The organism is Nocardiopsis sp. CA-288880 (genome assembly GCF_050955985.1).
GTDB lineage: Bacteria > Actinomycetota > Actinomycetes > Streptosporangiales > Streptosporangiaceae > Nocardiopsis > Nocardiopsis tropica.
The window spans coordinates 5,459,414-5,476,958 of the sequence record NZ_CP192105.1 but is presented as its reverse complement, the minus strand read 5'-3'; the positions used below and the strand labels follow the sequence as shown (position 1 = coordinate 5,476,958).

The window sequence follows — 17,545 nt, the reverse complement described above, 5'->3', positions numbered from 1 at the left end:
GGGGCACGATCCTGAGAGGCGATCCCATGCCCAGTGACACCCACCCGGCCGAGAACGAGACCACGGGGGCGGACGCGAAGGTCGCGGACGCCCCCGAGTCGTGGCCGGTGGACCGGTCCGAGGTGCGCTACCGCAGCGCCAGGGTCACCATGCGCACCGACTGGGTGGAGATGCCCGGGGCCGGGGGCGTGGGCACCACGGTCGCGGGGCGCGACTACATGCAGCACCCGGGGGCGGCCGCCGTCCTGGCCCTGGACGACGACGGCCGGGTGCTGCTGCTGCGCCAGTACCGGCACCCCGCCCGGCACACCCTGTGGGAGCTGCCCGCCGGCATGATCGACGTGGAGGGCGAGGGCCCGCTGCCCACGGCCCGGCGGGAACTGGTCGAGGAGGCGGGCCTGCGCGCCGAGCGGTGGTACGGGCTCCCCGACTTCTTCCCCAGCCCCGGGTTCTCCGACGAGCGCATCCACGTGTTCATGGCCCGGGGCCTGTCCGAGGTCCCGGCCGAGGAGATCGACTTCGTGCGTGAGCACGAGGAGACCGACCTCGCCGCGGAGTGGGTCCCGCTGGAGGACGCGGTGCGCCTGGTCATGGAGGGGCGCCTGCACAACGGTCCGACCGTGATCGGGATCCTGGCCGCGCACGCCGCCTCCGCCGACGGCTTCGCGTCCCTGCGCGCGCTCCCCGCCGGCTGACCCGTGGGCGACGAACCGGCCGCCGCGCCGACCGGGGACCCCGGGGGCCCCGTGCCGCAGGGGAGGGGGGCGCGCCCCGGCGCCGGCGGCGACCCCGCGGACGCCGGGCCGCTGGCCCAGGTGTGCGCGGCGTTCCTGGACCACCTCAGCGCCGAGCGCGCACTGGCCGCGAACACCCTGCTGGCGTACCGTCGCGACCTGCGGAGGTACTCCGAGTACCTGGCCTCCGCCGGGGTCTCCTCCCCGGAGGGCGTCGGGCCCGCCCACGTGGGCGGGTTCCTGCGTGCGCTGCGGGAGGGCGGGGAGGGGCGTCCGCCGCTCGGCGCGGCGTCGGCCGGGCGGGCCCTGGCCGCGGTGCGCGGCCTGCACCGGTTCGCCGTGCGCGAGGGGTGGGCCGGGAGCGACCCCGCGGCGGAGGTGTCCCCGCCGGCTTCGCCGATGCGGCTTCCCAAGGCGGTGCCGCTGGACACGGTGGAGCGCATCCTGGCCGCGGCGGGCCCGGCCGACGGGGCCCCGGCCCCGCCCGCCGGGGACCGCGCCGCGCTGCTCGCCCTGCGCGACCGCGCCCTGCTGGAGGTCCTGTACGGGACGGGCGCGCGCATCTCCGAGGCGGTCGGGCTGGACGTCGACGACGTCGCCGACGCGGTCGGCGGGGACGAGGCGGTCGGCCTGGTGCGGTTCCGCGGCAAGGGCGGCAGGGAGCGCGTGGTCCCCCTGGGCTCCTACGCCAGGCGGGCGCTGTCCGCGTACCTGGTGCGGGCCCGCCCCTCCCTGGCCTCCTCGGGCCGGGGCGGGCCGGCCCTGTTCCTCAACGCCCGCGGCGGGAGGCTGACCCGTCAGGGCGGCTGGGGGGTGCTGGCGGCCGTCGCGGAGCGCGCCGGGGCCGGGGGTGTCTCACCGCACACCCTGCGGCACTCCTTCGCCACACACCTGCTCGACGGGGGTGCCGATATCCGCGTCGTGCAGGAGTTACTGGGGCACAGTTCGGTCACCACCACGCAGATCTACACACTTGTGACGGTGGAGCGTTTGCGTGAGGTGTATGCGTCGAGTCATCCGCGTGCACGACGCTGACGTGGCGCTATGTCGACGAAAAGGCCTGTCCGGCGGGCGAAGTGGAACAACGGGCCTGCCCGGCCCGATTTCCTCCGGAGGCGAAGGCGTGGGATTCTACCCATGCGTTTCGTTGAAGTGCGCCGTGTCGGCGATCTAGAGTCGCCGCACAGAGGTACGTTGCTGTCGACATATTGAGTTTCCGACGGCCGCCGGGCGCAGGGGGTGTGGCACCTTCGGGCCCGGTCGGCCCGTAGGGGAGGTCAAGGGTTGTGAACTGGGCGGAGGACGACGTGGCTGCGCATACCGCACCCGTCGGCGAGAGGGAACTCGCCGACCCGGTGACCAACCCCTGGGGGACGACACGCAACACGGGGGCCGACCTGCACAGCAAGAGACCGGAACGCAAGTATCCGGAGCCAGAGCCGCTGGACGAACACGGCCCGGCACGGATTGTAGCACTCTGTAACCAAAAGGGCGGGGTCGGTAAGACCACCACCACCATCAACCTCGGTGCGGCCATCGCCGAGTACGGCAGACGGGTCCTCCTGGTCGACTTCGACCCGCAGGGGGCCCTGTCGGTCGGACTGGGCCGGCTCGACCCGCGCGAGCTGGACCTGACCGTCTACAACCTGCTCATGCAGCGGGACGTGACGGTCGAGGACGTCCTGCTCAAGACGGACGTCGACGGACTGGACCTGATCCCGAGCAACATCGACCTGTCGGCGGCCGAGGTGCAGCTGGTGGGCGAGGTGGCGCGCGAGCAGATGCTCGGCCGCGCGCTGCGCCCGGTGATCAACGACTACGACGTCGTGCTGATCGACTGCCAGCCCTCGCTGGGGCTGCTCACCGTCAACGCCCTCACCGCGGCGGACGGCGTCATCGTGCCGCTGGAGTGCGAGTTCTTCGCGCTGCGCGGTGTGGCGCTGCTCATGGACACGATCCAGAAGGTCCAGGAGCGGCTCAACGAGGACCTCGTCATCGACGGGTTCCTGGGCACCATGTACGACCCGCGCACGCTCCACGCGCGCGAGGTGCTGTCCACGATCATCGACGGGTTCGGCGACAAGGTCTACGGCACGGTCATCAACCGCACCGTGCGCTTCCCGGACGCCACCGTGGCGGGCGAGCCCATCACCAGGTTCGACTCGACCTCGGCCGGGGCCAACGCCTATCGGGACCTGGCCAAGGAGGTGCTGGCGAGGTGGCCTCTCAGCGGTCACGGCGCGTGACCCTACCCGGGGCGGACGAGCTGTTCTTCCGTCCCAGCGGCACCGAGGAGGTGCCGGAAGAGACCGAACGCCAGCACACGGCACCGGAGCAGGGCAGAAGGAACGAGACGCCGCGTCGCACGTCGGGGGGTGCGTCCGGCACCAAGGTGCTCGGAGCTCCCAAGCCGAGTGGACGGCAGCGCCACGACGAGAAGATCACCGTCTACATCTCCGGGCCCGAGCTGCTGGCCCTGGAGCAGACCCGGCTCTCGCTGAGGGCGGAGCACGGACTGTCGGCCGACAGGGGCCGCCTGGTCCGTGAGGCCGTCGCGGTGCTGTTGGCCGACTTCGAGGAGAACGGCCAGGCCAGCATGCTGGTACGCCGTCTGACCGAGGGCTGAGCGGCGGCCTGGGAGCGTACCGGCGCCGGAGGGGGTGCCGGTTCGACGACGGAAAGGGTGCGGGTGTCACCGGTGGGGTCCGGCCGGTGACACCCTTGTTCGCATGAGTGAGACGACGCGGGGTCGCGGCCATGGCCGCTGAGCGGAGCCGGGCGGCCGCCTCCGAGGTGGACGAGAACGCCTTCCAGGTGCACCTGGAGAACTTCGAGGGGCCCTTCGACCTGCTCCTGGGGCTGATCTCCAAGCACAAGCTGGACATCACCGAGGTGTCCCTGTCGAAGGTCACCGACGAGTTCATCGCGCACATCCGCACGTTCGGCGACGACTGGGACCTGGACCAGGCCAGCAACTTCCTGCTGGTCGCGGCGACGCTCCTGGACCTGAAGGCGGCCCGCCTGCTGCCGCGCGGCGACGTCGAGGACGAGGCCGACCTGGCCCTGCTGGAGGCCCGCGACCTGCTGTTCGCCCGGCTGCTCCAGTACCGGGCGTACAAGGAGGTCGCCTCGTTCATGCGCGACCGGCTGGCCTCCCAGGGGCGCCGCTACGCGCGCGCCGTCCCCCTGGAGGAGCAGTTCGCGGGGCTCAGGCCCGAGGTGATCTTCCGGCTGGGCCCGCAGGAGTTCGCGGCACTGGCGGGACTGGTGTTCACGCCCCGGGAAGCGCCGAGCGTGCCCGTCACCCACATCCACCAGACCAAGACCTCCGTCAAGGAGCAGGGCGAGCTGATGGTCGCCGAACTGCGCGAGCACGGCCGGCTGACGTTCGCCGAGCTCACGGCGGCCTGCACCGGTACCTTCGAGGTCATCGCCCGGTTCCTGGCCCTGCTGGAGCTGTACCGGGCGTCCAGTGTGGGCTTCGACCAGCCCGAGCCCCTGGGGGAGCTGCTGGTCACCTGGACCGGCGGTGAGGGCGAGGTCGAGCTGGAGAGCGAGTACGACGGGACGGACGCGGTGGAACCGGGGGAGGAGCGGAAATGACCTGCGAGGACACGATCGGGGTGGGCGGGGCCGAGGCCCCGCCCACCCTTCGGCGCGACCTGGAGGCCGTGCTCATGGTGGTCGACCAGCCCGTGTCGGAGTACGAACTGGCGAAGGCGTTGGACGTCCCCGTCACGGTCGTCTCCGCGGCACTGGAGGACCTCTCCCGGGAATACACCGAGCAGGGGCGGGGTTTCGACCTGAGGGCGGTGGCCGACGGGTGGCGTGTGTACACGCGCCCCGAATGCGCCGACGTCGTCGAGCACTTCCTCCGGGAGGGGCAGGAGGTGCGGCTCACGCAGGCCGCACTGGAGACGATGGCGGTGGTGGCCTACCGGCAGCCGGTCTCCCGTGGCAGGGTCTCCGCAGTACGCGGTGTCAACTGTGACGGAGTTATGCGTACCCTCGTACTGAGGGGCCTGATCGAAGAGGCCGGACACGACGCAGAGTCCGGTGCGCAGCTGTATCGGACCACCTCCTATTTCCTGGAACGGTTGGGCCTGCGAGGCCTCGACGAGCTGCCTGATCTGGCGCCGTTCCTCCCCGACGACATCGAAGGTCTAGACGACACCGGTGAGCACACCTAATGAAAGTTCCCGCGGTGCGCGGGACGACGCCCCGCGCGGTGAGCGCGGCGACTACGACAACCGCGGTGGCCACGGCCGCCGCGACGACCGCCCCCGAGGCGGTCAGCGTGACGAGCGCGGCCCGCGGGGCCGCGACGACCGGCGCCCCTACGGCGACCGCGACAGCCGCTCCGGCGGCGACCGCGGTGGCTACCGGGGCCGTGACGACCGCGGAGGCGACCGGGGCCGCGGCGAGGGCCGCTCCTTCGGTGGCGACCGCGACAGCCGCTCCGGCGGCTACCGCGGCGGCCGCGACGACAGCCGCTCCGGCGGCCACCAGGGCGACCGCGGCGGTTACCGCGGCGGCCAGGGCTCGGGCGAGCGCCGCTCCTTCGGCGGTGACCGCGACAGCCGCGTAGGCGACCGGGGCGGTTTCCGCGGCGGGCGCGAGGACCGTGCCGGTCAGGGTTCGGGCGAGCGCCGCTCCTTCGGCGGCGGCCGTGACGACCGCGGCCGCGGCGGCTACCAGGGCGACCGCGGCGGCTACCGCGGCGCCCGTGACGACAGCCGCTCCGGCGGCGACCGCGGCGGCTACCGCGGCCGTGACGACCGTGCCGAGGGCCGGTCCTCCGGTGGCGACCGCGACAGCCGTGGAGGCTTCCGGGGTGACCGGGACAGCCGTCCCGCCGGTCAGGGTTCGGGCGAGCGCCGCTCCTTCGGCGGCGGCCGCGACGACCGCGGCCGCGGCGGCTACCAGGGCGACCGCGGCGGCTACCGCGGTGGTCGCGAGGACCGCGCGGGTCAGGGTTCGGGCGAGCGCCGCTCCTTCGGCGGTGACCGCGACAGCCGCTCCGGCGGCGACCGCGGCGGCTACCGCGGCCGTGACGACCAGCGCTCCGGCGGTTACCAGGGCGACCGCAGCGGCTACCGGGGCGGACGGGACGATCGCGCGGGTCAGGGTTCGGGGGACCGCCGCTCCTTCGGCGGTGACCGCGACAGCCGCTCCGGCGGCGACCGCGGCGGCTACCGCGGCCGTGACGACCAGCGCGGCGGCGGGCGCTTCGAGCGCGGCGGCCGCGGACCCGGCGGCGGTCGCGACGACCGCGGCGGCCAGGGTGCGGGCGGACGCCGCTCGTTCGGCGGCGACCGCGACAGCCGTGGAGGCTTCCGGGGTGACCGGGACAGCCGTCCCGCCGGTCAGGGTTCGGGCGAGCGCCGTGAGTTCCGCGGCGGCCGCGACGACAGCCGCTCCGGCGGTTACCAGGGCGACCGCGGCGGTTACCGCGGCGGACGGGACGACCGGGGGCGCGGCGAGAGCCGTTCCCACGGGGACCGTGCGAGCCGGGCCCGCGACGAGCGCCGCGCCCAGGGCGGGCGCGAGGGCACGCCGGGCGGCCCCAAGAGCGAGAGCCAGCTGTCGAAGGCGGCGCGCGAGCGCCTCAACGCCCTGCGGGCCGACTTCGACCCCAAGGACGAGGACCGCGCCGAGGAGGGCCGCGACACCTACACCGACGTCGAGGGCGGCATCCGGCTCCAGAAGGCGCTCGCCGCGGCCGGCGTCGCCAGCCGGCGTGCGAGCGAGGAGATGATCGCCGCCGGACGCGTCAGCGTGGACGGGCAGGTCGTGCGCAGGTTCGGAGCCCGGGTCAACCCCGAGGCCTCCGAGATCCGCGTGGACGGCATGCGCGTCGTGACCGCCCCGGACAAGCTGTACTTCGCGCTCAACAAGCCGCGCGGCGTCGTCAGCACCATGTGGGACCCGGAGGGCCGCCCCACCCTGGCCGACTACACCGGTCAGACCGAGGAGCGGATCTTCCACGTCGGCCGGCTGGACACCGAGACCGAGGGTCTCATCCTGCTGACCAACGACGGCGAGCTCGCCAACCGGCTCACCCACCCGCGCTACAAGGTCGTCAAGACCTACATCGCGAAGGTGCCGGGCCCGGTCCCGCACCGCGTCGTGCGCGAGGTGCAGAAGGGCATCGAGCTGGAGGACGGCCCTGTCCAGGTCGACTCCTTCCGCGTGGTCGAGAACGAGCCCCCCAAGGCGCTCGTCGAGATCCGGCTGCACGAGGGCCGCAAGCACATCGTGCGGCGCCTCATGGAGGCCGTCGGCCACCCGGTCGCCGACCTCGCGCGCACCCAGGTCGGTCCGATCGACCTCAACACCCTCAAGCTGGGCACGATGCGGGCCCTGACCTCTCGCGAGGTCAGTGAGCTCTACTCCGCGGCCGGTCTGTAGGGGCGGCTGTAGATACAGTTGACGGCGGTCGTCGGCCCGGGTCTCCCGGGCGGCGGCCGCCGCTCCCGCTTCCGGGGGCGGCACGCGAACGACGAGTACGACGACAAGGCGGGATCGAACGTGGCGGTACGGGCCATCCGGGGTGCGGTGCAGGTGGACGCGGACGAACGCGATCAGGTGCTGGAGGCCACGGTCGAACTGGTCTCCGAGGTGATGAGGCGCAACGCCCTGCAGACCGACGACGTGATCAGCGTCCTGTTCACCGCGACCCCCGATCTGACGAGCGAGTTCCCCGCGCTCGCGGCGCGCAAGATCGGCTTCACCGACGTCCCGCTCATGTGCGCGGCCGAGATCGCCGTCCCGCACGCCCTGCCGCGCGTGGTGCGCCTCATGGCGCACGTGGAGACGGACCGCCCGCGCGCCGAGTTGCAGCACGTGTACCTGCGCGGCGCCCAGGCGCTGCGGTTGGACATCGCGCAGTAGGGCGCGGAACGGCTTCCCCGGCAGGTCGTAGGCTTGGGGGACCAGCACACATCGGAGGCGGGGGAGCAGTGGGCGACACCAGCGGCACGGTCGGGGACGGGGGGCGCCGGGACTCGGTGCGCCGGGTCACGGTGATCGGGGCGGGGCTGATCGGCACGTCGATAGCCCTGGCGCTGCGCGCCCGCGACGTCGACGTCACCCTGACGGACCCGGACCCCGCGTCGCTGCGCCTGGCGTGCGACCTGGGCGCCGGCAGGCCCCTGGACGAGACCGCCGACCCGTCGGCGGCCCCCGCCGACGTGGCGGTCGTCGCCGCCCCGCCCGCCGTCGTCCCGCAGGTGCTGCGCCGCGCCCAGGACCGCGGGCTCGCCCACGTGTACACGGACGTGGCGAGCGTGAAGGCGAGCGTGCTCGCCGAGGCCGAGCGGCTGGGCTGCGACATGGCCACGTTCGTTCCCGGGCACCCGATGGGCGGCCGGGAGAAGCAGGGGCCCGGGGCCGCCCGCGCCGACCTGTTCCTGGGCCGTTCGTGGGCGCTGTGCCCCACGGGCAAGGCCGATCCGGAGACCGTCGCGGCGGTGGCGGAGCTCGCCCGCCTGTGCGGGGCCGATCCGCTGGTGCTGGACGCCGGGGCGCACGACCGCGCCGTGGCGCTGGTCTCGCACGCCCCGCACGTGGCCTCGTCGGCGGTGGCCGCGCGCCTGGTGTCGGGCGACACCGCAGCCCTCTCCCTGGCGGGACAGGGCGTGCGGGACGTCACCCGGGTGGCGGGCGGCGACCCCGCCATGTGGACGGAGATCCTCACGCACAACGCGGCCCCGGTCTCCGAGGTGCTGTACGCGGTGGCCGCCGACCTCGTCGCGACCGCCGACGCCCTGCGCGGGGTGTCGGGGGAGGCGGACGGCGCGGCCGGGGGCGCGGCATCCCGGGCCGGGGCGGCCTCCGGCGCGTCGGGGGCGAACCGGTCGGCCCCGGCGGAGGCCCTCGCCCCGGTGCGCGACCTCCTGGAGCGGGGCAGGTCGGGACACGGCCGCATCCCCGGCAAGCACGGCACGGTGCGGCTGCCCGAGTACACGGTGATGCCCGTGGTCATCCCCGACGAGCCGGGCACGCTGGGACGCCTCTTCGCCGCCGCGGCGGACGCGGGGGTCAACATCGAGGACGTGCGCATCGAGCACACCCCGGGCCTGCCGCTGGGCGTGGCGCAGCTGTACGTGCTGCCCGAGGCGGTGGACGCGTTCGCGCGGGCGCTCACGGCCGACGGGTGGTCGGTCCACCCGGGCGTCTGAGCCCCCTCCCGGGGCGGGAGCGTCCTTCCCGGGGCGCGGGGCCGCCGGGCCTTCCGGCCCGGCCCGCCCGCGAGGGCGCCCCCGGTCCCGGGCGGCGCCGGTCGGGGCCGTACGAACCCGCCGATTCCAGTCAAGAGCAGGCCGCCGCCACGGGTACGCTTGGGCGTCGGCACAAGTGAACGTCACCAGGAGTCAACGGCAGTGAGCGCGCAGGACAGCACCGAGGGCATCGTCATCGCGATCGACGGCCCCTCCGGGTCGGGCAAGTCGAGCACGTCCAGGGGCGTGGCCAAGGCGCGGGACCTGCGGTACCTCGACACCGGCGCGATGTACCGCGCGCTGACCTGGTGGATGCTCGACAACGGCGTGGACGTCGAGGACGCCGCGGCGGTGGCCGCCGCCGTCGAGCGCCCCGTCATCACCATGGGCACCGACCCCAACGCGCCCTCGGTCTCCGTCGACGGCCGCGACGTGGCCGCCGAGATCCGGAGCAAGGAGGTCACGGGCAGCGTCAGCGCGGTCTCCGCCGTGCCCGAGGCCCGTGAGCTGCTGGTGCGCACGCAGCGCGAGGTCATCGCGGCAGCCCGTGCCGCCGGTGCGGGTATCGTGGTCGAGGGCCGTGACATCACGACCGTGGTCGCTCCCGACGCCCCGGTCAAGCTGTTCCTGACCGCGAGCCCGGAGGCCCGCGCCCAGCGGCGCAGCAAGGAGGTCCGGACCAGCGACGTCGCCGCCACCCAGGCCGACCTGGCCCGGCGCGACAAGCTGGACTCCAGCCGGACCCACTCGCCCCTGACGCAGACCGCCGACGCCACCGAGCTCGACACCACCGGGCTGACCCTGGACGAGGTGGTCGCCCTTGTCGTCAAGCTGGCCGACGAGGCCGGCGCCCGCTAGCGGGGCGGACGGGCCGCTCCGGGGCCGCGGGGCGGACCCGCGGCACGGTGGGACCGGTCACGAACACCCCTTCGGGGGAACACACGGACATCCGCGGGGGTTCCTCCCCCGTGGCAGTACGCGGACGCCGTCGGCGTCCGCGCGGACACGCCTGCCCCGGCAATCTCCGGGACGGGTCGACCATTCGCATCCTCGCGGCACGCATCCTGGGCGCGCGGGGACCTAGAACCGGGAGCAGTACATGAGTGACTTCGACATCTCCGACGTCGGCCACGAGGGGTTGGACGGCGCCGAACCCGCGACCCTCCCCGTGGTGGCCGTGGTGGGACGCCCCAACGTGGGCAAGTCCAGCCTGGTCAACCGCATCATCGGCCGACGCGAGGCCGTGGTCGAGGACGTGCCGGGCGTGACCCGTGACCGGGTGGCCTACGACGCCGAGTGGCAGAACACCAAGTTCACGCTCGTCGACACCGGCGGCTGGGAGACCAGCGTCAGCGGGTTGGCCGCCATGGTGGCGCGCCAGGCCGAGTACGCCGCGCAGACCGCCGACGTCATCCTGTTCGTGGTGGACGCCACCGTGGGCGTCACCGACGCCGACGCGGCCGTCACCCGGGTCCTGCGCGCCACGAAGCGCCCCGTGATCCTGGCCGCCAACAAGGTCGACGGCAACATGCAGGAGGCCGACGCGCTCGCCCTGTGGCAGCTGGGCGTCGACCAGCCCTACCCGATCAGCGCCCTGCACGGGCGCGGCACCGGCGACCTGCTGGACGCCGTCGTGGAGGCCTTCCCCGAGCAGCTCGTCGGCGACACCGAGGACGAGGGCGAGGACGGCCCTCCCCGCATCGCCCTGCTCGGACGCCCCAACGTGGGCAAGTCGAGCCTGCTCAACCGCCTCGCCGGCGAGGACCGGGTCGTCGTGGACTCCGTGGCGGGCACGACCCGCGACGCGGTCGACGAGCTGATCGACCTCGGCGGCAAGACCTGGAAGTTCATCGACACCGCCGGCATCCGCCGCCGGTTCCGGGCGCTGCAGGGCGCCGACTACTACGCGACCATGCGCACGGGCACCGCCCTGGAGCGGGCCGAGATCGCCGTGGTCCTGATGGACGTCAGCGAGCCGCTGGCCGAGCAGGACATCCGGGTCGTGGAGCAGGTCGTGGAGGCCGGGCGCGGCCTGGTCCTGGCGTTCAACAAGTGGGACATCCTCGACGAGGAGCGCCGGAACTACCTGGAGAAGGAGATCGACCGCCAGCTGGCGCGCGTCTCCTGGGCGCCGCGCGTCAACGTCTCGGCGAAGACCGGCCGCCACATGGAGCGGCTCGTCCCGGCGATCGAGACCAGCCTGGCGGGGTGGAACCAGCGCATCTCGACCGGTCAGCTGAACAACTGGCTCAAGGACCTCGTGGCCGCGACCCCGCCTCCGGTGCGCGGCGGCAAGCAGCCCAAGATCCTGTTCGCGACGCAGGCGGGTTCGCGCCCGCCGCACTTCGTCCTCTTCACCACCGGGTTCCTGGAGGACAACTACCGCCGCTTCATCGAGCGGCGCCTGCGGGAGGACTTCGGGTTCGACGGCTCCCCGGTGCACATCAGCATGCGCATCCGTGAGAAGAAGGGCGCGACGCCGGGCCGTGCCTCCAAGGGCAGCGTGCGTCCGGACCGCAAGCACCGGCGCCGCTGAGCGGTGTCGCGCGGCCCGTCCGGGGCCCGCGACTGCCGGGGCGCCCGCACGCACAGGGGGAGCCTCTCCGCCGGAGAGGCTCCCCCTCGCCGTGTACCGGGGTGTCCCCGGGCGCGCCGCCGGGCCGGGCACGGTCAGGAGTCGGAGGGCAGCCGGCGCACGTTGCTCGGCGGGACGAACTTCCCCGACTCCCCGCTCGGCCTCGGGTAGGGCAGGCGGGTGCCGTCCCGCGCGGTGCGGGCCGAGGCCTCCATGGGGGGCGCGCCCGGGAGCGGCCGGTTCGCGCTCTCGTCCATGTGCCACACCACCACGAGTCCCACCACGCCCGCGATCATCAGCAGCCAGGCCGGGGAGTAGAGGTTCCCGGTGGACTGCACGAGCGTCTCCGCGATCAGCGGCGTGGTGCCGCCGAACAGCGCCACCGACACGTTGAAGCTGATCGCCAGGGCGCCGTAGCGCACCTTGGTGGGGAAGAACGCGGGCAGGGTGGAGGGGGCGGCTCCGGAGAAGTGCACCAGGGTCACCGCCAGGAGGACTATGCCCAGGGCGACGGCCCACACGCCGGCCTGTTGCAGCAGCCAGAACGCGGGCAGGGCCAGCACGATCGAGAGGAGGCTCCCGGAGGCGAGGACGGGCCTGCGCCCCACCCGGTCGCTGAGGCGCCCGAACTGGGTGACCCCGACCAGCATCAGCACCATGGCGGCCAGGGTCATGACCAGTGCGAGCGCGGCGCTGTAGCCGAGCTCGGCCTCCAGGTAGGTCGGCATGTACGCGGTCACCATGTAGTTGTTGACGTTGAAGACCATCACGAGTCCGATGCACAGGAGGATGGTCCGCCACTGCCCGACGACCGTCTCCCGGAGCTGGCCCTTGCGGCGCCCGCCCTCGGCGTCCTTGGCGAAACCTTCGGTGTTCTGGTTGAAGACCGGGGTCTCCTCCAGCTTGAGCCGCAGGTAGAGGCCGATGCCGCCCAGCGGGAGGGCGAGCAGGAACGGGAGGCGCCAGCCCCAGGCGAGCATGCCCTCCGGCCCCAGCACGAGGGTCATCAGGGTGACGATGCCGGCGCCGCCGACGTAGCCGCTGACCGTGCCGAACTCCAGCCAGGAGGACAGGAACCCGCGGCGCCGGTCGGGCGCGTACTCGGCGATGAAGGTGGTGGCGCCGCCGTACTCGCCGCCGGTGGAGAAGCCCTGGAGCATGCGGGCGACCAGCAGCAGGACCGGCGCGGCGATGCCGATCGTGGCGGCCGACGGGATGAGCCCGATGGAGAAGGTGCTCACGGCCATGAGCAGCATGGTGAAGGCGAGGACCCGCTTGCGGCCGATCCGGTCGCCCAGGGGGCCGAAGAACAGGCCGCCCAGGGGGCGGACCAGGAAGGCTGCGGCGAACGTGGTGAAGGTGGCGATGAGCTGCACGCCCTGGGACTGCGACGGGTAGAACACCAGCCCGATGGTGACGGCCAGGTAGCTGTAGACGCCGAAGTCGTACCATTCGGTCGCGTTGCCGATCGCGGCGGCGGTGACCGCCTTCCGGGTCGTCCTGTGGTCCGTCTCCAGGGCCTTTCGGCCCTGAGGCTGTGACTCGCTCACGTCTCCCCCTCGGTGAGTCCACCCAAGTGTCACCCAAAGCACCAGGTTAATCACTTTTTGTGATTAACCCGTGCGGTTCGGCCGTGTCGCCGCCGGGGTAGCGTGGCAGCGCGGGGGAGAGCGGAGAGAGGGAGCCCATGCGCAAGGTACTGGTCAGCGCCTGTCTGATGGGGCGCAGGGTGCGCTACGACGGGCGTTCCAAGGCGATCGGGGACGACCGGGTCGCGCGCTGGCGGGAGGAGGGGCGGCTCGTGGTGCACTGCCCGGAGATCGCCGGCGGGCTGCCCGTGCCCCGCCCGCCCGCGGAGATCGAGCCCGGCGCGACGGCGGCCGACGTGCTCGCCGGGCGGGCGCGCATCCTCACCCCCGAGGGCGCGGACGTGACCGAGCACTTCGTGCGGGGCGCCCGCGCGGCCCTCGCCACCGCCCGGGAGCACGGGGTGGAGGTGGCGGTCCTCAAGGAGTCCAGCCCGTCCTGCGGATCCCGCGAGGTGTACGACGGGACCTTCGGCGGACGCAAGCTGGCGGGCGCGGGGGTGACGGCCCAGCTGCTGAGGGACCACGGCGTCGCGGTCTTCAACGAGGACGAGGTCGCCGAGGCGGCCGGGTACCTGGACGCCGCCGAACGGGTCTGAGGGCCGGGGCCTCCGGGGCCGGTCCGGCCCCGGAGGCCCCCGTCCGGTGGAGGGGTCCGCGCCGCTCGGGCGGAGCGCACGGGGGACGCGGCCCGGCGGGGGCGGCCCTCATGCGCGCCAGGCTCCCAGGCACCGCGCCATGAGCCGGAAGGGGACGGCCCGCCCCCTGGTCTGGTCGACGGTGCCGGCCAGGTGCAGGTCCAGTTCGGGGCAGTGGAAGAGCCACGTCCCGGTGGCCCCCGAGTGGCCCACGAGGGTGACGGGGCGGCCCAGCGGGGACGCGAGCCGCCCCACGGTGAAGAACATGGTGCCCAGGCCGTACCGGAGGACGGGGATGTTGCGCAGCCGGTTGCGCCGCTCCGTGAGCGCCGCCAGGGAGCGGGCCTCCCCGAGGAGTTCGCCGCCGAGCAGCGCCCTCTGGAAGGCGAGGAGGTCCGCGGTGGTGCTGAACAGGTCGTTGGAGGAGGCGATCAGCGAGTCCAGCCGGACGGGGCGCCGTCCCGCGTGGAGGGGCGAGGGCTCGGCGGTCGCCGGGTCCGGCGGACGGTGCCCCGGGAGCCAGGTGTGGGCCAGGCCGAGCGGGGCGAGGACGCGTTCGGTCAGCAGGGCGGCGAACGGCCGGCCGGTCACCGCCTCCACGATGCGGATGAGCAGCTGGAACCCGGTGTCGGAGTAGCGGGCCTTCTGCCGGGGCGCGTCGAGGTCCTGCGGCGCGAAGTGGGGGCGCTGCAGTTCGCGTGTGGTCCGCACCGTGTCCTCGAACGTCCAGGCCAGGTCCCGCCCCCGGCCGAGGTGCTCGTACAGGCTCGGGCCGCCTCGGCGCCTCTCGAAGTGGTCGGGCAGCCCCGACGTGTGGCTCGCCAGATGGCGGACCGTGATCGCGGACGTGTGGTCCGTGCCCCGGAGGACGTGGAGCCCGGTGAGCGCCTCCGGGGGCAGGTACCGGCCGATCGGCGCGGCGAGGTCGAGTTCGCCGCGCTCGTGCGCCTGGAGCACCAGGGTGACGATGAAGCGCTTGGTGACGCTCGCGACGAAGAAGGGGGTGTCGGGGCGCGGCGGCCGGTCGTCGGCGGGCCCGGAGGCGGCGGACCAGCGCAGCCCGCCGTCGCCGCTCGCCAGGGCGAGGTTGGCGTGGTGGATGCCGGGCCGCGCGACGAGGTTCTCCAGCAGGCGCGTCAGTCGGTCGTCGACGCCGGGGGGCACCCGGTTGTCCTGGGCGCGGGTGGTGGCGGGCGGTGGTGTCACGCGGGCTCCTGGTGTGCCGGGGCGGCCTGTCGCCGTGCCTTCGGCGTCCGGGGCCGGGGGAGGGGGAGGGGACGATGGTCTCTATATGTCTATTAGACATGTCTATGAGAGTCAACGGGTCTACACTCGCCCCATGGCCCACGTGATCCTCGGACTGCTCCTGATCGCCCCGCAGAGCTTCTACGACCTCATCAAGGGGTTCGAGGCCGGCGTCGCGCTCTTCTACAGCGCCAGCTCCGGCAGCATCAGGCGCGCGCTCGACTCCCTGCTCGCCCGGGGGGCCATCGAGGTCGCCAGCGTCGAACCCGGGGGCCGGGGCCGCAAGGTGTACCGCGTGACCGGCGCGGGCCGCGAGGAGTTCCGCGCCTGGATGACGGGGGACCCGACCGGATCCGACCTGGAGACCGCGGCGCTGTCCAGGCTCTTCTTCCTCGGACTGCTGGAGCCGGACGAACGCGCGCTGGTCCTGCGCCGCGTCACGGCGCGCATCGAGACCGACCTCGCCGCCCTCTCCGACCTCGACAGGGGCCTCGACGCGACGGACGTCGCCGAGGAGCACCGCGACATCGTCGCCCACCAGCGCGCGGCGCTCGACTACGGCATCGCCTCGCAGCGGTTCATGCTCGACTGGTTCCGCGCCCACGCCGACCGGCAGGAGCGGTCGGACCGCTGAGGCCGGCGGGGCGTCCGCGCGGACAGGGCCGCGAGGACGCCCCGGGAGGCCGGGCTAGGGTCGGACGACCTCGTACCGGGCGCAGGCGAAGTCCCCGGCGCGGTGGACCTCCACGACCCTGAGGTCGACCCGGCCGGCCAGGAGCGGTGCCCCCGACCCCAGGGTGACGGGCGCGATGGACACGACCACCTCGTCGAGCAGCCCGAGTTCGGCGAACCGCCCGGCGATCCCGCCCCCGCCGACCACCCACACGTCGCGTCCGCCGGCGGCCCCGACCATCTCCGCGTGCAGGTCCCGCAGCTCCTGGTCGCTGTCGGCGCTCGCGAAGCGCAGGTCGCCCTCGACGCGGGGCAGGTCGCGGTGGGTGAGCACCCAGGAGGGGATGGCGTAGGGCCAGGCCTCGCCCCCCTCGTGGCGCAGGATCCACTCGTAGGTGTGGGCGCCCGAGACCAGCGCCCCCACGTTCTTCATGAAGTCGGCGTGCTCGTTGTTCGCCTCCCCCGGGTCCGCGGCGAACAGCCACTCCAGGGAGTGGTCGTCGGTGGCGATGAACCCGTCGAGGCTGGTCGCGGTGTTGTAGATCGTCCTGGTCATGTTCTTCCTCCGTGGTGCCGCCGCCCGGTGCGGCGGCCGTCGTGCCGGTCCCTGTGCCCCGGCGGTGTGTGCTCGCCCGCGCTCCGGGCCTACCGGTCGTGGTGCCGGCCCTGGAGCCACTCGATGGGGTCGCCGTGGTCCACCTCCACGCCCGCGGAGCGCAGCATCTGCCGGACGAGCTGCCTGCGGTGCGCGGAGAAGGTGAGGACGTGGGCGACGACGCTGCCGATGACGAAGCTCTCCGGCGGATCGCACAGGGCGTCCACCAGGCGGTCGCCCCAGGCGCCCCGGCGGCCGATGTCGTTGACGGCCGCGATCCACCGCGCCGCCGCGTCCTCGTGCCGTTCGAGGAGCGCCGCGGGATCGTCCGCCCCCCGTTCGGGCTGGTCGGCGCCCTCGATCGAGGCGAGCCACATCTCCTTGGCCCGCACCAGGTGTTCGAGGACGGCCGCGATCGACTCCTCGGGGCCGTCCCACGCCAGCACCGTGCTCCCGGGGGCGCGCACCTCCCGGTAGACCTCCGCGGGGAGCGGCGCGGCGAGGCGGAGCAGGTGGGCGGTGTCGTCGACGTCGTGGTGGATCTGGAGGGCGAGGACGTCCATGCCGGTGTCCTTCTTCGGGTTCTCCTCGATCCACAGGTGGATCGGCGGGTGGAAGTGGATGCCGTTCGGAGCGGGCAGCCACGTGGTGCTCCCCGGTGTGGTGGCCCCGGGAGGGTGCCCGTACGCGCGCCCGAAGGCGCGGATGAAGCCCTCGACGGACTGGTAGCCCGCGGCGAACGCGGCGTCGGTCACGGAGCTCCCCTGGCCGATCTGCCAGGCCGCGCGCTCCAGGAGGACCCTGCGGCGGAGGGCGACCGGGGCCTCCCCGGTGTCGCGGGTCATGCGGCGTGTGAAGTGGAACGGGGAGGCGAACGCGTGCCCCGCCATGTCGGTGAGGCGGGGGTTCTCCTCGTCCAGGACGGCGTCGAGCAGTTCCCGGAGACGGTCCCGTCCGGAGGTGGACTCGGTCATGTGACCAGTATGTTCCGGGCGTCGCCGGGTTCGCCTGACCGAACTTGCCCTCCCTCGCGCGCGGCGGCGGGTCCGGCCGCGCGGGCGCCGGGGCGGGGCGAATCGTGGTGCGGACGTCCCGGCGGATGCGGTAGAGTCTTCTCCGTCGGCGGGGCCGGAGACGGCGCCCGCCCAGCGGCCGGGACGTAGCGCAGTTTGGTAGCGCACTTGACTGGGGGTCAAGGGGTCGTGGGTTCAAATCCCGCCGTCCCGACAGAGAAGTAGCAGGTCGGAGAAGGGTCCGCCGCGAGGCGGGCCCTTCTCC

At 73.7% G+C, this 17,545-nt stretch carries 17 protein-coding genes and 1 tRNA gene; 14 read left to right on the top strand and 4 right to left on the bottom strand.

The window, feature by feature from the left end; translation table 11 throughout:
* Nucleotides 1–26 precede the first annotated feature (26 nt).
* The 11 genes from ACQPYD_RS23715 (at nt 27) to der (ending at nt 11,492) form a co-directional block, all read left to right on the top strand.
* On the top strand, nt 27–695 hold the full coding sequence (locus ACQPYD_RS23715; protein WP_433697763.1) for an NUDIX domain-containing protein: 669 nt from the start codon (nt 27–29) through the stop codon (nt 693–695).
* A gap of 51 nt (nt 696–746) precedes the next feature.
* Nucleotides 747–1,769 carry a site-specific tyrosine recombinase XerD gene (locus ACQPYD_RS23710; RefSeq protein ID WP_433702109.1) on the top strand — a complete coding sequence of 341 codons (1,023 nt, stop codon included), beginning with the start codon at nt 747–749 and terminating at the stop codon, nt 1,767–1,769.
* Between the two features lie 251 nt (nt 1,770–2,020).
* Nucleotides 2,021–2,980, top strand: a complete 960-nt coding sequence (locus ACQPYD_RS23705; protein WP_267945732.1) for a ParA family protein — start codon at nt 2,021–2,023, stop codon at nt 2,978–2,980.
* The gene (locus tag ACQPYD_RS23700) at nt 2,977–3,360 is read left to right on the top strand and encodes a hypothetical protein (RefSeq protein ID WP_402908417.1); all 384 of its coding nucleotides are present in this window, start codon (nt 2,977–2,979) and stop codon (nt 3,358–3,360) included. Before ACQPYD_RS23705 ends, ACQPYD_RS23700 begins: the two co-directional genes overlap by 4 nt.
* A 131-nt stretch (nt 3,361–3,491) precedes the next feature.
* Nucleotides 3,492–4,337, top strand: coding sequence for a segregation and condensation protein A (locus ACQPYD_RS23695; RefSeq protein ID WP_433697762.1), 846 nt, complete (start codon nt 3,492–3,494; stop codon nt 4,335–4,337).
* Entirely contained in the window at nt 4,334–4,924 is a 591-nt protein-coding gene (scpB, locus tag ACQPYD_RS23690; RefSeq protein WP_267945729.1) for an SMC-Scp complex subunit ScpB, read from the top strand. Before ACQPYD_RS23695 ends, scpB begins: the two co-directional genes overlap by 4 nt.
* Nucleotides 4,911–7,145: a pseudouridine synthase gene (locus ACQPYD_RS23685; RefSeq protein ID WP_433697761.1), complete on the top strand. Its 2,235-nt coding sequence runs from the start codon at nt 4,911–4,913 to the stop codon at nt 7,143–7,145. Before scpB ends, ACQPYD_RS23685 begins: the two co-directional genes overlap by 14 nt.
* A 120-nt stretch (nt 7,146–7,265) precedes the next feature.
* On the top strand, nt 7,266–7,628 hold the full coding sequence (aroH, locus tag ACQPYD_RS23680) for a chorismate mutase (RefSeq protein ID WP_330158635.1): 363 nt from the start codon (nt 7,266–7,268) through the stop codon (nt 7,626–7,628).
* A 68-nt stretch (nt 7,629–7,696) separates the two neighbouring features.
* A complete protein-coding gene (locus tag ACQPYD_RS23675; RefSeq protein WP_433697760.1) occupies nt 7,697–8,917 on the top strand; it encodes a prephenate dehydrogenase in 1,221 nt (406 codons plus the stop codon).
* A gap of 201 nt (nt 8,918–9,118) precedes the next feature.
* Nucleotides 9,119–9,814, top strand: a complete 696-nt coding sequence (gene cmk / locus ACQPYD_RS23670) for a (d)CMP kinase (protein ID WP_344180170.1) — start codon at nt 9,119–9,121, stop codon at nt 9,812–9,814.
* 241 nt (nt 9,815–10,055) lie between these two features.
* Nucleotides 10,056–11,492: a ribosome biogenesis GTPase Der gene (gene der, locus ACQPYD_RS23665; protein WP_433697759.1), complete on the top strand. Its 1,437-nt coding sequence runs from the start codon at nt 10,056–10,058 to the stop codon at nt 11,490–11,492.
* Nucleotides 11,493–11,626: 134 nt separating this feature from the next.
* On the opposite strand, the gene ACQPYD_RS23660 is transcribed toward der, so the two are convergent.
* Nucleotides 11,627–13,081 carry an MFS transporter gene (locus ACQPYD_RS23660; protein WP_433697758.1) on the bottom strand — a complete coding sequence of 485 codons (1,455 nt, stop codon included), beginning with the start codon at nt 13,079–13,081 and terminating at the stop codon, nt 11,627–11,629.
* A 137-nt stretch (nt 13,082–13,218) separates the two neighbouring features.
* Here ACQPYD_RS23660 and ACQPYD_RS23655 point away from each other — a divergent pair, with 137 nt between their 5' ends.
* The gene (locus ACQPYD_RS23655) at nt 13,219–13,716 is read left to right on the top strand and encodes a DUF523 domain-containing protein (RefSeq protein ID WP_433697757.1); all 498 of its coding nucleotides are present in this window, start codon (nt 13,219–13,221) and stop codon (nt 13,714–13,716) included.
* A 108-nt stretch (nt 13,717–13,824) separates the two neighbouring features.
* Here ACQPYD_RS23655 and ACQPYD_RS23650 read toward each other — a convergent pair whose 3' ends face one another.
* Nucleotides 13,825–14,961: a serine hydrolase domain-containing protein gene (locus ACQPYD_RS23650; protein WP_433697756.1), complete on the bottom strand. Its 1,137-nt coding sequence runs from the start codon at nt 14,959–14,961 to the stop codon at nt 13,825–13,827.
* Nucleotides 14,962–15,094: 133 nt separating this feature from the next.
* Here ACQPYD_RS23650 and ACQPYD_RS23645 point away from each other — a divergent pair, with 133 nt between their 5' ends.
* Nucleotides 15,095–15,634, top strand: coding sequence for a helix-turn-helix transcriptional regulator (locus ACQPYD_RS23645; protein WP_433697755.1), 540 nt, complete (start codon nt 15,095–15,097; stop codon nt 15,632–15,634).
* A 54-nt stretch (nt 15,635–15,688) separates the two neighbouring features.
* Here the strand turns inward: ACQPYD_RS23645 and ACQPYD_RS23640 are convergent, their stop codons facing one another.
* Entirely contained in the window at nt 15,689–16,228 is a 540-nt protein-coding gene (locus tag ACQPYD_RS23640; RefSeq protein WP_433697754.1) for a dihydrofolate reductase family protein, read from the bottom strand.
* A gap of 89 nt (nt 16,229–16,317) precedes the next feature.
* Nucleotides 16,318–17,241, bottom strand: a complete 924-nt coding sequence (locus tag ACQPYD_RS23635) for a helix-turn-helix domain-containing protein (RefSeq protein WP_433697753.1) — start codon at nt 17,239–17,241, stop codon at nt 16,318–16,320.
* Nucleotides 17,242–17,420: 179 nt separating this feature from the next.
* Between ACQPYD_RS23635 and ACQPYD_RS23630 the strand changes: the two genes are divergently transcribed.
* Nucleotides 17,421–17,494, top strand: a tRNA-Pro gene (locus tag ACQPYD_RS23630).
* Nucleotides 17,495–17,545 lie beyond the last annotated feature (51 nt).

Excerpts from the sequence above, each read along its gene's own strand:
- ACQPYD_RS23715 (WP_433697763.1), top strand. The coding sequence starts at position 27 with ATGCCCAGTGACACCCACCCGGCCGAGAACGAGACCACGGGGGCGGAC.
- ACQPYD_RS23695 (WP_433697762.1), top strand. The coding sequence starts at position 3,492 with ATGGCCGCTGAGCGGAGCCGGGCGGCCGCCTCCGAGGTGGACGAGAAC.
- scpB (WP_267945729.1), top strand. The coding sequence starts at position 4,334 with ATGACCTGCGAGGACACGATCGGGGTGGGCGGGGCCGAGGCCCCGCCC.
- der (WP_433697759.1), top strand. The coding sequence starts at position 10,056 with ATGAGTGACTTCGACATCTCCGACGTCGGCCACGAGGGGTTGGACGGC.
- ACQPYD_RS23655 (WP_433697757.1), top strand. The coding sequence starts at position 13,219 with ATGCGCAAGGTACTGGTCAGCGCCTGTCTGATGGGGCGCAGGGTGCGC.
- ACQPYD_RS23645 (WP_433697755.1), top strand. The coding sequence starts at position 15,095 with ATGGCCCACGTGATCCTCGGACTGCTCCTGATCGCCCCGCAGAGCTTC.
- ACQPYD_RS23640 (WP_433697754.1), bottom strand. The coding sequence starts at position 16,228 with ATGACCAGGACGATCTACAACACCGCGACCAGCCTCGACGGGTTCATC.
- ACQPYD_RS23635 (WP_433697753.1), bottom strand. The coding sequence starts at position 17,241 with ATGACCGAGTCCACCTCCGGACGGGACCGTCTCCGGGAACTGCTCGAC.